Origin of the sequence: Methylovirgula ligni (assembly GCF_004135935.1) — a bacterium.
In the GTDB taxonomy this organism is placed as follows: domain Bacteria; phylum Pseudomonadota; class Alphaproteobacteria; order Rhizobiales; family Beijerinckiaceae; genus Methylovirgula; species Methylovirgula ligni.
On record NZ_CP025086.1, the window covers coordinates 589112 to 601386 of the forward strand.

Annotated in this window: 14 protein-coding genes; 6 read left to right on the plus strand and 8 right to left on the minus strand. The window is 63.8% G+C overall.

Annotated features, from left to right (window positions below; translation table 11 throughout):
- Positions 1 to 2 precede the first annotated feature (2 nt).
- The 4 genes from glnT to CWB41_RS02770 all read right to left on the minus strand — a co-directional run bounded on the left by glnT (position 3) and on the right by CWB41_RS02770 (position 4343).
- Positions 3 to 1304: a type III glutamate--ammonia ligase gene (gene glnT / locus CWB41_RS02755; protein WP_115836306.1), complete on the minus strand. Its 1302-nt coding sequence runs from the start codon at positions 1302 to 1304 to the stop codon at positions 3 to 5.
- Between the two features lie 65 nt (positions 1305 to 1369).
- Positions 1370 to 2704 carry an FMN-binding glutamate synthase family protein gene (locus CWB41_RS02760; RefSeq protein WP_129396382.1) on the minus strand — a complete coding sequence of 445 codons (1335 nt, stop codon included), beginning with the start codon at positions 2702 to 2704 and terminating at the stop codon, positions 1370 to 1372.
- On the minus strand, positions 2704 to 3456 hold the full coding sequence (locus CWB41_RS02765) for a GltB/FmdC/FwdC-like GXGXG domain-containing protein (protein WP_115837960.1): 753 nt from the start codon (positions 3454 to 3456) through the stop codon (positions 2704 to 2706). Before CWB41_RS02765 ends, CWB41_RS02760 begins: the two co-directional genes overlap by 1 nt.
- The gene (locus CWB41_RS02770; protein WP_115837962.1) at positions 3453 to 4343 is read right to left on the minus strand and encodes a class II glutamine amidotransferase; all 891 of its coding nucleotides are present in this window, start codon (positions 4341 to 4343) and stop codon (positions 3453 to 3455) included. The genes CWB41_RS02765 and CWB41_RS02770 overlap by 4 nt, the downstream gene beginning before the upstream one ends.
- Positions 4344 to 4642: 299 nt before the next feature.
- Between CWB41_RS02770 and CWB41_RS02775 the strand changes: the two genes are divergently transcribed.
- A complete protein-coding gene (locus tag CWB41_RS02775) occupies positions 4643 to 5050 on the plus strand; it encodes a hypothetical protein (protein ID WP_115837387.1) in 408 nt (135 codons plus the stop codon).
- Between the two features lie 7 nt (positions 5051 to 5057).
- On the opposite strand, the gene CWB41_RS02780 is transcribed toward CWB41_RS02775, so the two are convergent.
- Complete coding sequence (locus CWB41_RS02780) at positions 5058 to 5564, minus strand: GNAT family N-acetyltransferase (protein ID WP_115837386.1); 507 nt, start codon at positions 5562 to 5564, stop codon at positions 5058 to 5060.
- A gap of 43 nt (positions 5565 to 5607) precedes the next feature.
- Positions 5608 to 6078 (minus strand): NUDIX domain-containing protein, encoded by a 471-nt coding sequence (locus CWB41_RS02785; RefSeq protein WP_115837385.1) that lies wholly within the window; start codon positions 6076 to 6078, stop codon positions 5608 to 5610.
- A gap of 101 nt (positions 6079 to 6179) precedes the next feature.
- Between CWB41_RS02785 and mbfA the strand changes: the two genes are divergently transcribed.
- Positions 6180 to 7151 carry an iron exporter MbfA gene (gene mbfA, locus CWB41_RS02790; protein WP_115837384.1) on the plus strand — a complete coding sequence of 324 codons (972 nt, stop codon included), beginning with the start codon at positions 6180 to 6182 and terminating at the stop codon, positions 7149 to 7151.
- 197 nt (positions 7152 to 7348) lie between these two features.
- Entirely contained in the window at positions 7349 to 8233 is an 885-nt protein-coding gene (locus tag CWB41_RS02795; protein WP_115837383.1) for a metallophosphoesterase family protein, read from the plus strand.
- 66 nt (positions 8234 to 8299) lie between these two features.
- On the opposite strand, the gene CWB41_RS02800 is transcribed toward CWB41_RS02795, so the two are convergent.
- Both CWB41_RS02800 and CWB41_RS02805 read right to left on the minus strand, forming a co-directional pair.
- Positions 8300 to 8590 carry a GIY-YIG nuclease family protein gene (locus tag CWB41_RS02800; protein ID WP_181902983.1) on the minus strand — a complete coding sequence of 97 codons (291 nt, stop codon included), beginning with the start codon at positions 8588 to 8590 and terminating at the stop codon, positions 8300 to 8302.
- A gap of 85 nt (positions 8591 to 8675) precedes the next feature.
- Positions 8676 to 9089 carry a GatB/YqeY domain-containing protein gene (locus CWB41_RS02805; protein ID WP_425373907.1) on the minus strand — a complete coding sequence of 138 codons (414 nt, stop codon included), beginning with the start codon at positions 9087 to 9089 and terminating at the stop codon, positions 8676 to 8678.
- Positions 9090 to 9227: 138 nt separating this feature from the next.
- Between CWB41_RS02805 and carA the strand changes: the two genes are divergently transcribed.
- From carA to CWB41_RS02820, 3 genes are all read left to right on the plus strand, one after another.
- Positions 9228 to 10448 (plus strand): glutamine-hydrolyzing carbamoyl-phosphate synthase small subunit, encoded by a 1221-nt coding sequence (gene carA, locus CWB41_RS02810; protein ID WP_115837382.1) that lies wholly within the window; start codon positions 9228 to 9230, stop codon positions 10446 to 10448.
- Between the two features lie 75 nt (positions 10449 to 10523).
- Positions 10524 to 10847 carry a c-type cytochrome gene (locus CWB41_RS02815; protein ID WP_115837381.1) on the plus strand — a complete coding sequence of 108 codons (324 nt, stop codon included), beginning with the start codon at positions 10524 to 10526 and terminating at the stop codon, positions 10845 to 10847.
- Between the two features lie 48 nt (positions 10848 to 10895).
- Complete coding sequence (locus tag CWB41_RS02820; RefSeq protein ID WP_115837380.1) at positions 10896 to 12176, plus strand: AmpG family muropeptide MFS transporter; 1281 nt, start codon at positions 10896 to 10898, stop codon at positions 12174 to 12176.
- Positions 12177 to 12275 lie beyond the last annotated feature (99 nt).

Below are 12275 nucleotides of genomic sequence, written 5' to 3' on the forward strand. Positions count from 1 at the left end.
CCTCAGCAATCCATTGAGTTATCGCGTTCCCAGTCGCTGAGGTGACGGGTGTATTCCTGCCATTCCTGATGTTTCAGCTTGGCGTAGGAATCGACGAAGGAATCACCGAGACCTTCGCGGATGACTTTGGAATTCTCGAAGAGGCGCAGCGCGTCGAGAAGATTTTGCGGCAGCTTCTTGGCGCCGTTGACCTTGTGCGGCTCCGCATACATGTCAAAGTCGGAACGCGCGCCGGGATGGCGGTTCGACTTCACGCCGTCGAGACCCGCGACGAGGACCGCCGATTGCAGCAGGTAGGGATTGGCGGCGCCGTCCGCCAGGCGGAATTCGAAGCGCCCGCTGTCCGGAATGCGGATCATGTGCGTGCGGTTGTTGCCAGTATAAGTGATCGAGCTGGGCGACCAGGTCGCGCCCGACAGCGTCCGTGGCGCGCTGAGTCGCTTGTAGGAATTGACCGCGGGATTGGTCAGCGCGCACAAAGCGTCCGCGTGTTCCATGAGACCGCCGAGAAAGCGATAGCCAAGCTCGGACACGCCAAGTTCGCCGTTCTCGTCCTCGAAAGCATTCTCCTCGCCGCGCCAGAGCGAGACATGCGAATGACAACCGGAGCCGGTGAGGTTGAGGAAGGGCTTGGGCATGAAGGTCGCCCGCAACCCGTGCTTTTCCGCCAGCGACTTGACCAGATATTTGAAGAATGAATGACGATCGGCCGTCTTGAGCGCCTCGTCATATTCCCAGTTCATCTCGAACTGGCCGTTGGCGTCCTCGTGATCGCTTTGATAGGGATTCCAGCCTAGGCCCTCCATCGCCGCCGAGATTTCCGAGATCACGTCATAGCGGCGCATGAGCGCTTGCTGGTCGTAACAAGACTTCGATTGCTTGTCCGACGCGTCCGAAATGGCGCCGCCGTCCGGCGTCAGCAGGAAGAACTCGCATTCGACGCCGGCGCGCATCTCATAGCCAAGCTCCTTCGCCCGCGCGGTGAGGCGTTTCAGCGTATTGCGCGGGGCCTGATCGACCGGCTTGCCTTCCATGTAGAGATCGGCGGCGAGCCAGGCGACTTCAGGCTTCCACGGCAACTGGATAAGGCTCTCGGGATCGGGGACCGCGAACAGGTCGGGCATGGCGGGCGTCATATCGAGCCAGGTGGCGAAGCCGGCGAAACCCGCGCCCTCTTTCGCCATCTTGTCGATGGCGCGCGCCGGCACGAGCTTGGCGCGCTGGTGGCCGAAAAGGTCCGTGTAGGACACGAGGAAATTCTTGATTCCGCGCTCCTTGGCGATTCCTGAAAGCGGTGTTGTCATTATTTGTGTTTCCTCTGGATTTTTATTCGTTGTGATGAAACCGCCGTCCAATCTTGTGTCATGCATCAGCGTTTTTCCGCGCCTGGTATCCAATTCGTCCCGGCCAACGGCACGCCGGCCATGGCGGCGGCCTCGACGGTGAGGGCGACGAGGTCTTCGGGTTCGAGGTTATGGACGTGGCTTTTGCCGGCGGCGCGGGCGATCGTCTGGGTTTCGAGCGTCAGCACCGAGAGGAAGTTGGCGAGGCGGCGCCCGGCGCCGATCGGATCGAGCCGTTTGGCGAGATCGGGGTCCTGCGTGGTGATGCCGGCGGGATCGCGGCCCTCGTGCCAGTCGTCATAGGCGCCGGCGACCGTGCCCAGCATCTCGTAATCGGATTCCCAATGCGGATCGTTGTCGCCGAGCGCGACCAGCGCGGCGGTGCCGATCGAGACCGCGTCGGCCCCGAGCGCGAGCGCCTTGGCGACGTCGGCGCCGTTGCGGATGCCGCCGGAGACGATGAGCTGCACCTTGCGGTGCATGCCGAGGTCCTGCAGCGCCTGCACCGCCGGGCGGATCGCCGCCAGCGTCGGGATGCCGACATGCTCGATGAATACTTCCTGCGTCGCCGCCGTGCCGCCCTGCATGCCGTCGAGGACGATGACATCCGCCCCCGCCTTCACCGCCAGCGCGATATCGTAATAGGGCCGCGAGGCGCCGACCTTCACATAGATCGGCTTCTCCCAATCGGTGATCTCGCGCAGTTCCTCGATCTTGATCTCGAGATCGTCGGGACCCGTCCAGTCGGGGTGCCGGCAGGACGAGCGCTGGTCGATCCCCTCCGGCAGCGTGCGCATCTGCGCAACCCGCGGCGAGATCTTCTGGCCGAGCAGCATGCCGCCGCCGCCGGGCTTGGCGCCCTGTCCGACCACCACCTCGATCGCATCCGCCTTGCGCAGATCGTCCGGGTTCATGCCATAGCGCGAGGGCAGATATTGATAGACGAGGATATTGGAATGGCCGCGCTCTTCCTGCGTCATGCCGCCGTCGCCGGTCGTCGTCGAGGTGCCGACGAGCGAGGCGCCGCGCCCCAGCGCTTCCTTGGCCTGCGCCGACAGCGAGCCGAAGCTCATGCCGGCGATGGTGATCGGGATCTTCAGTTCGATCGGCTTCTTGGCGAAGCGGGTGCCGAGCGTCACCGAGGTGCCGCACTTCTCCCGGTAGCCCTCAAGCGGATAGCGCGACATAGAAGCGCCGAGAAACAGCAGGTCATCGAAATGCGGCAGGTGCCGCTTCGAGCCGCCGCCGCGGATATCGTAGATGCCGGTCGCCGCGGCGCGGCGGATCTCCGACAGGGTATGGGGATCGAAGGTCGCCGAAAAACGCGGCGTGGTGCGCGGGATCTTGACTTGCTCGTTCATCAATAAGCCCCCGCATTGTCGACATGGAAGTGATAGAGCGTGCGGGCCGAGCCGTAGCGCCGGAACGTGCCGACATCGACCTCGCCGGCGAGGCCCTGCTGCGCGAGCTTGGCGTAAAGCGCCGCGCGGTGCGCCTCCTCCATCGGCTTCTCGATACAATCGGCGCCAAGGCTGGCGACGCTGCCGCGCACATAGAGCTGGGCCTCGTAGAGCGAATCGCCGAAGGCTTCGCCGACATCGCCGAACACCGCCAGCGTCCCGGCCTGCGCCATGAAGGCCGACATCGGCCCGATCGAGCCCTTGACGATGATATCGACGCCCTTCATCGAAATGCCGCAGCGCCCCGAGGCATTGCCGTCGACGATGATGGTGCCGCCATGCGCCGTCGCCCCGAGCGAATCGCTGGCATTGCCGCGCACATGGATGAGGCCCGACATCATGTTCTCGCCGAGGCCGATGCCGGCGCTGCCGTCGATCAGGATCGTGGCGTGCTGGTTCATGCCGCCGCAATAATAGCCGACGTCGCCGGCGATCTCGATGGTCACATCGGCATCGACCCCCGCCGCCACCGCATGCACGCCGCGCGGATTGAGCACCCGCAGCGCCGTCGCATTGCTGCCCGGCGGCAGAGCGCGTGGCAAGTCGTGCAGAAACTGGTTCAGCTCGCGCACCGAACTCGTGTCGAGATCGATGGTCCGGGCGAAGGCCGTGTCGGCCGTGTCCTTGGTCTGTGTCTGGGATCGGATGTTCATGCCGCGCGGTTCCAGAAATAGACGGTGGCGGGATTGGGCTCGAAAATGTTCGCGCTCTCGATGCCGGGCAAAGCGCTCAAGGCCCGGTACTCGGTGCCGAAGGCCACATACTGGTCCGTCTCGGCCATCACCGCGTGCTTGCAGGCGATCGGATCGCGCAGCACGCCGAAGCCGGTGTCGGTGCCGACGACGAAAGTGTAGAAACCGTCGAGGTCCTTCAGCGAGGATTCGAGCGCCTCGCCGAGGCTGTCGCCCTCCGCCAGCCGCCAGGACAGATAGCCCGCCGCAACCTCGGTGTCGTTCTCGGTCGCAAACGGGATCCCCTCGCGGATCAGCCGGCGGCGCACCTGATTGTGGTTCGACAGCGAGCCGTTGTGGACGAGGCATTGATCCTTGCCAGTCGAGAACGGATGCGCCCCCGCCGTGGTCACCGCCGATTCCGTCGCCATGCGCGTATGGCCGATGCCATGCGTGCCGGCCATCTCGGAGAGCTTGAACTGGCTCGCCACATCCGCCGGCAGGCCGACCTCCTTATAAAGCTCCATATGCGCGCCGACGGAACTCACCGCCAGCGCCGGCGCCGCCGTCTTGATCTTCTGCAGGATGACATCGAGCTGGTTCGTCGGCACGCTCACGACGATATGGCTGCCGCGCCGCGTCAGCCGCGCCCCCGCCCCCAGTGCCGTCTCCAAAGCCGCGAAATCGTCGAACCCGGCCGGCGCCCGCAGCGTCACCTTGGTCCGCCCCGCCTCGCCGCCGCCGTACACCGCAAACCCGGCACTGTCAGGTCCGCGCGCCGTCATCGTCTCCAGCATCACCGACAGATGATGCCCCAGCTCAGACTCAAGCGAGGCATCCTTCAAAAATAACCCAACAATGCCACACATCGCGGCCCATCTCCGTCCCGGGTTAGTTTCCTATTACGAAACTAACCTTAGTTAGAAGAAAATTACAAGCGGGAATTCGACAGCGGCCCGCACAACCAAAAAATCATCTTGAGGATGAGCCTCAGGCTCACCGCGGGAGGCCGCTTGCGCCGCCCGGCGCTATCTAAAAGAGACTCTCAGAAACAGGGTCAATGATGCCCCTTGGCACCAATCAGCCGCAAAAGGGGGACGTATTCAGCCGCAACAGCGCGGCTGCCGCGCCATGCGACAATCGGGACTTGTGGGTCTAAGATGGAGGGATGCCGCCGCGTGTTCTTCTCCTCGCGCTTCTCCCGGCGCTCGTCCCCCTCCTGGCCGGCGCAAGCGCGGAGCCTCGCGCGCGCGGCCTCGACACCCATCAGCGCGACATCATCAAACGTTTCGTGCTGCGTGAGGCGAAAGCCTCGATCGTTTCGCCGCATCAGGGCGAGCCGCACGATTTCGCTGGGGCACTCGCCTCGGCGCTACGCGCGGCGGGTGCCTGGGTCGCCGACGATCAACGCAATTCCGTCGAACCCGGCACGACGGGCCTGACCGTCGCTTACGATCACGGGGTCCCCGCCGATTCCTCGATCTTTCTGGCGTTGCAGCGCGCCGGGCTCAATCCCAGGGACGAGAACATCCCCGGCGCGCCGGTCGCGACGATCATCGTCGGGCCGCAATCCTGATGGGGTTTCAGCCGAGGCGCGCGCGGGTCACGCGGCCGCCGATGCTGTCGAGACCGTCATCGGTCAGCGGGCAATACAGCAGCCGCGCGGGATCGACCGGCCCCGGAAAGACGAGCCGCCCTTCCGGCACCAGCCGGAAGCCCATCCGCTGATAATAGGCGAGATCGCCGACAAGGATGACGAGCTTGTGACCCGCGGCGCGGGCCGCCTCCAGAGACTTGTTCACCAGCGCTTCGCCGATGCCGGACGAGCGGAAGGCCGGCTCGACGCTCAGCGGACCGAGCAGAAGGATCGGCGTCTCGCCGCAACGGATATGGGTTATGCGATTGGCGCCGACGAGATAGGTGCCGACGCGGGCGACATAGGAGAGCCGCAAATCCGCCGGGACACCTTCGCGCAAACGATAGGCCGAACGCGCGAACCGGCCGGGCCCGAAGACACGCTCGTCGAGCTTGTCGATCGTAGCCTGATCGGCCGCCGTCTGGGGCGCGAGGATGAGCGAGAGATCAGCCATGGCGGCTGCCTATTACCTTGCAAAGCCTAGCGCAGCAAATTCCTCACCATGTGTCGACCGGCGGAGCTTCGGCGAAAATTTCGGCGATGCGCGCCCGGGTAGCGGGACTGGTGCCGTCCGGCAGAGCATCGTGCGGGAAGAAGCGCATTTCGGCGATTTCGAAATCCGGCGCACGCGGCCCGGCGCTGCGAAACGCACGCACGATATAGAGAGCGACATGATCGCGGCTGCCGCGCTTGAAATAGAAGCCGTAGAGTTTCGGTGGTTCGATAGTCTCGAATCCCGTTTCCTCGCGCAGTTCCCGCGCCGCTGCCTCCAGCGCCGACTCGCCGGGGTCGACGCCGCCACCTGGCATGTACCAGCCCTCAATATACGTATGGCGGACCAAAAGGACTTGGGGCGGCCCAGCGTTCTCTGCAATCAGGAGGCAGCGGACGCCAAGCCGCGGCGGCCGCAAAAGGCTCAGCACGCGCAATCGCAACCGCTCAGCGATGTGACGGAAATAAATGGGCATCCACGCCTTTTAAGGCCGGGTTGCCAGAGCCCAAAGCTTTCATATAAATTAGAATTATTCTAAATATATCGACAGGCAGTCATCATTCTCAGGAAAAATTCTTGAAACCTTTCTCGCAACTCACCGAGCGCGAAATCCTGGCTCTGGCGATCGACGCGGAGGACGACGACCATCGCGTCTATTCGGCGTTCGCCGAGGATCTGGGCGAACGCTATCCCGGCACCGCTAAGATGTTTGCCGAAATGGCCGACGTCGAGCAGTCGCACCATGACACGCTGCTCAAAACCTATCGTGAGAAATTCGGCAAGAACCTGCTGCCGATTCGCCGCGCCGATGTCTCCGGCTTCATGAAGCGGAGGCCAATCTGGCTGGTGCGCAACCTGCCGCTTTCGCAAATCCGCTCTGAAGTCGCGTTGCGCGAGACCGAGGCCTATAATTTCTACATCAAAGCCGCCTCGCAGGCCAAAGACCCGGCGATCAGGAAATTACTCGGTGATCTGGCCGAGATCGAGAAGGGCCACGAAGCGATCGCGGCCGATGTCGAGACCGAATATCTGACCCCGCAGGAGCTTCAGAAGGAAGATGCCCGCCAACGGCGCAACTTCATTCTGCGATATGTACAGCCGGGGCTCGCCGGTTTGATGGACGGCTCGGTCTCGACCCTCGCGCCGCTCTTTGCTGCGGCCTTCGCCACCCACAACAATTGGTCGACCTTCCTCGTCGGCCTCGCGGCCTCCATCGGCGCCGGGATCAGCATGGCCTTCGCCGAAGCGCTCTCCGACGACGGCGCGATCAGCGGGCGCGGCGCCCCTTGGCTGCGCGGACCGATCTGCGGCGCCATGACCGCCCTCGGCGGTCTCGGCCATACGCTGCCCTATCTCGTTCCCAATTCGCTGCCGAATGCCTTTGCGATCGCGACCGGGATTTCCGGAATCGTGGTCTTCTTCGAGCTTTGGGCCATCGCCTGGGTTCGGGCGCATTATATGGACACGCCGCTGCTGCAGGCGATCTTCCAGATCGTCCTTGGCGGCGTCATCGTTCTGCTGACCGGCATTCTGATCGGCAACGCCTAGAGCATCGGACCGAAAAGCGCGCAGCGGTTTTCGGATAAATCCGATGCGATCAAAAAAACATAACAACCCCGGGGCGAATTCAGTGCGCTCGTTGGTTTCTCCAGCGCTCTGATGCCAAACATTGAAAACAGGCGGCATTCTGTGGTTTGGATCGGGTTCGATCCGAACCACAGCTATCCAATGCGCCTGGAGTCCTGTTGAGCCTGCTGCTTGCCCATCTGTCCGACGCACATATTGGCCCGCTGCCGCGCCCGCGAAACCGCGAGCTGCTGGGCAAAAGGCTGACCGGCTACGTCAACTGGACCCGTGGCCGTCATCTCGTCCACGACATGGACGTGCTGAACCGGCTCGTCGCCGATCTCAAGGCGCAACACCCCGGCCATATCGCCATGACCGGCGATATCCTCAACATCGGTCTCAAGGCCGAATTTCCGCCGGCCCGCGCCTGGCTCGAAACGCTCGGCAGCCCGCACGACGTGAGTTTCGTGCCCGGCAACCACGATGCCTATGTCAGATCGTCGCTGCCCTATCTCGCGAGCACTTTCGCGCCCTGGACGCAGGGCGATTCCGGCGCGCCGGGCTTTCCTTATCTGCGGATACGCGAGAGCGTGGCGATCATCGGCCTCTCCTCCGCCGTGCCAACCGCGCCGCTGATCGCCTCGGGCCGGGTCGGGCGGCCCCAGCTTGCCGCTGCCGGCGATCTGCTCGACCAAACGGGCCGCGACGGGTTGATCCGCGTCGTCCTAATCCACCATCCGCCACACCGGAACGGCGCGAAATTCGGCCGCATGCTGTCCGACGCGGCCCTGTTCGAGTCGATGATCCGCCGCCACGGCGCCGAACTCGTGCTCCACGGCCATAATCACCGGCTTTCGGTGACGCATATCCCGGGGCCCGATCATCAGGTGCCGGTCATCGGCGTCGCCTCCGCCTCGGCCAACCACGGCACGCACAACCACCGCGCCGGGTATAATCTGTTCCGGATCGAGGGCGACCAGAAGAAACCGCGCATCAGCGGGCGGATGCGCGGCCTGCTGCCGGGCGGGCGCGAGATCGGCGATCTGCGGCCGATCGTGCTGTGAGCTTACCGTCATTGCGAGCGAAGCGAAGCAATCCAGAAGAACGCGCCAACGGGCGGACGGCCAAGATCATCGGCTCAATTCTTCATAGAGATCGTTCCATTGAGGATTCACAGTCTCAATCAACGCGAGCTTTTTGGCGCGTGACCCGGCTTTTACCTGCTTCTCCCGCGCTATGGCTTCGTCCATGCGCTCATAATGCTCGTACCAAACAAGAAGCTTGCAGCCATATTGCTTGGTAAACCCGGAAATTAGCCCTTCTCGGTGCTGAAATGCGCGGCGCGCGAGGTCAGATGTTACGCCTGTATAGAGCGTCCCGTTGCGCTGGCTGGCCATAATATAAACGCTCGGCTGCTTCACCGATCACCACAAACAACAGTGAATTCACCCTTCCAAGGCTGGATTGCTTCGCTTCGCTCGCAATGACGCCACGGCTTGTATTGCCTTAGCCCCCGAGCTTGGCCTTCACCGCGGCACTCGCCTTGGCCATGTCCAGCCGGCCGGCATATTTGCCCCGCAGCACCCCGACGACCTTGCCCATATCCTTGATCGAGGCGGCGCCAGTCTCAGCGATGGCGGCAGCAATGGCGGCCTCCGTCTCCTCTGCGCTCAGGGCCTGCGGCAGGAAGGTCTGGATGACGGCGATTTCCTCGCGCTCCTGCGTCGCGAGATCGACTCGGCCGGCCTTGTCGTAGATTTCGACCGATTCCTGCCGGCTTTTCACCAGCTTCTGGAGAAGCGCCAGAATATCGTCGTCGGAAACAGTCTTGCCCTGTCCCCGCGCGTCGATGTCGCGATCCTTCAGCGCGGCATTGACGAGGCGGATCGTATCGACGCGACGCTTGTCGCCCGCCTTCATCGCCGTCTTCAATTCGCTCGTCAGTTCCTCGCGTATCGCCACGTTCGACCCTATCTACCAAATAACCGCATTGACCGACGGCGCGCGCCGGGCCACTTAGACCCGCGAAACCGCCGCCGCAGAGGGTGTAAAGCAGGCATGACTGGGCAGCAAGACAAACCGGCCGGCACTCCGGAAGGCTGGACAAAACCGCTGAAGACCGCGCGGCTCGTCCTCGCCGACGGCACGGTGCTGGAGGGCTTCGGCCTCGGCGCGACCGGCGAAGCCGTTGGCGAGCTCTGCTTCAACACCGCCATCACGGGCTATGAGGAAATCCTCACCGACCCCTCCTACACCGGGCAGATCGTCACCTTCACCTTCCCGCATATCGGCAATGTCGGCACCAACGAGGAAGATATTGAGACGAGCAATCTCGCCGCGGCGGCCGCCGCCTGCGGCGTTGTCGTCCATGCGCCGATCACCGACCCGTCGAATCACCGCGCCACACGCCACCTCGACCAATGGCTGAAGGCACGCGGCGTCATCGGCCTTTACGGCATCGATACGCGCGCGCTCACCGCCTACATCCGCGACAAGGGCATGCCCAATGCCGTGATCGCCCATGCGCCGGACGGAAATTTCGACATCGCCGCGCTGAAGGCCAGGGCCGCCGGATGGCCGGGGCTTGTCGGCATGGACCTTGTGCCGAGCGTGACCAGCGCCCAGTGCGCCGAATGGGACGAGACAAGCTGGGACCCGGAGCACGGCTACGGCCGGCGCACGCACGACAAATTCCACGTCGTCGCCATCGACTATGGCGTCAAGCGCAACATCCTGCGCCTGCTCGCCGATCTTGGCTGCGGCATCACCATCGTGCCCGCTGCGACGAGCGCAGCGGAAATCGTCGCGCTTCAGCCCGATGGCGTCTTTCTCTCCAACGGGCCGGGCGATCCCGCCGCAACGGGCAAATATGCGGTGCAGGTGATCCGCGATCTGATCGACCGAAGGATTCCGACCTTCGGCATCTGCCTCGGCCATCAGATGCTGGCGCTCGCCATCGGCGCTCAGACGGTCAAGATGCGCCAGGGCCACCACGGCGCCAATCATCCGGTGATGGATTTCACCACCAACAAGGTCGAGATCGTCTCGATGAACCACGGCTTCGCCGTCGATCGCGACACGCTGCCGGCCAATGCGACGGAGACGCATCGCTCGCTCTTCGACGGCACGAATTGCGGCATCGCGCTGACCGACCGGCCGGCCTTTTCCGTGCAGCATCATCCCGAGGCCTCGCCCGGCCCGCAGGACAGCCATTATCTCTTCAAGCGCTTCGTCGATTTGATGGAAAAGGCGCGGCTCGAGGCGGAGGCCCAAGCCTAGGCGCATTTGATCTGGCGCATCGCGAGAAGGGCGCGCGCCAGCTATCGAGATCGGACCCAGGCTGGATTGTCCGCCATGCTCCGATTGATTTCACGTCTCATCTGCTTCGACTTCATTACAATTTTCGCACTGCCGGCATTGGCCGCGACGCCACCTGATCCCGCGCAGGGCCAGACCATCGTCAAACGCTGGTGCGCCGGCTGCCATCAGGTGGCGCCCGACCAGAAGCCGGTCAGTTCCGACGTGCCGAGCTTCGTGTTCGTCGCCCATCAGGAAAAGCTCACGGAGAAGGTGCTTTCGGATTTTCTCGCCACGTCGCATCCAAGGATGCCGGACATGGCCCTGACACGCGCTGAGATCGCCGATATCGTCGCCTATATCAAAAGCCTCGACCGATAAGCCGCATCGAATTTGCTCGGAGGGCTTTCGCGCGTAAACTGCGATCACATGACCGCTCGCACGAAGCTTCGCGACATTGCCGCCGATCCGACCCTCGCGCTGATGCTGGCGCTCGGCTTTTCCTCCGGCCTGCCTTTCCTGCTCATCCTCGGCACGCAGGCGGCACGACTCGCCGAGGCGAAAATACCGATCGAGGAAATCGGCCTCCTGAGCTGGGTCGGCCTTTGCTATTCGCTGAAATTCCTCTGGGCGCCGATCATCGACGAAGTCGATCTGCCCTGGCTCGCCAAAGTCCTGGGGCGCCGCCGCGCCTGGCTGCTCGCCGCGCAAATCGGCGTCGCGGGCGGACTCGTCGCGCTTGCCTTCGCCGATCCGGCGCATTCGCTTTTCGGGCTGATCGTCCGCGCCGCCATCACCGCCTTCGCCGCCGCGACGCAGGATATCGTCATCGACGGCTGGCGCATCGATTCCGCCCCCCCCGAGCGGCAGGGCATCATGGCGGCGACCTATAATCTTGGCTATCGGTTTGGCTTGATCGCAGCTGGCGCGGGGGCGCTCTACATCGCCGATTATTCCGGCTGGCGGGCGGCCTATCTCATCATGGCGGTGCTGATGCTGGTCGGCATGATCGCCTGCCTCCTGTCGCCGCGCCTGCCCGAACGCGTGAGCGTCGATGGCGCTTCGGCCGCCGAGAAATTCATCGCGCCTCTGACCGATCTCTGGCAGCGCTTCGGACCGATGCTCGCCGCGATCCTGCTGCTCGTCGCGCTCTACCGCCTGCCGGATTTCCTGAGCGGCGTGATGGCGAACCCGCTCTACATTGGCCTCGGCTTCTCGAAGAGCCAGATCGCCACCATGTCGAAAGTCTATGGCATCTGGATCGGTATCGCCGGCGCCTTTGCCGGGGGCTTTGCGATCACCCGCATCGGCTTGATGCCGGCACTGCTGATCGGCGGCGTCACCGCTGCCGCCTCGCATCTCTGCCTCGCACTGCTCGCCGCGACGGGCAAGAGCCTGCCGCTGCTGGCGCTCTCGGTCAGTGTCGAGAATTTCGCCGGCAATTTCGCCGGTGCGGCGCTCATCGCCTATATGTCGTCGCTGACCTCGCCGGCCTACGCCGCGAGCCAATATGCCTTGTTGAGCTCGCTCTATGCGCTGCTCGGCAAGTTTCTCGGCGGCCTCTCGGGCTTCGCGGTGAAAGACATCGGCTTCGCCAAATTCTTCGCCTCGACGTCGCTCATCGGGCTGCCGGTCGCGGCGCTATGCCTCTTCATCTGGGCCCACCAGCGCCGGCTCGGGCGCAAGCGCGGAGAGCCGGGGATTTCTTGACTCGGCCGGGGCCGGAGCCTAAAAGCCCCTGTTCTCGCAAGAGATGAAAGTCCAATCAGCCGACCGGCCCTTGAGGCAGGCGGTTCTCGTCCGGCAGCG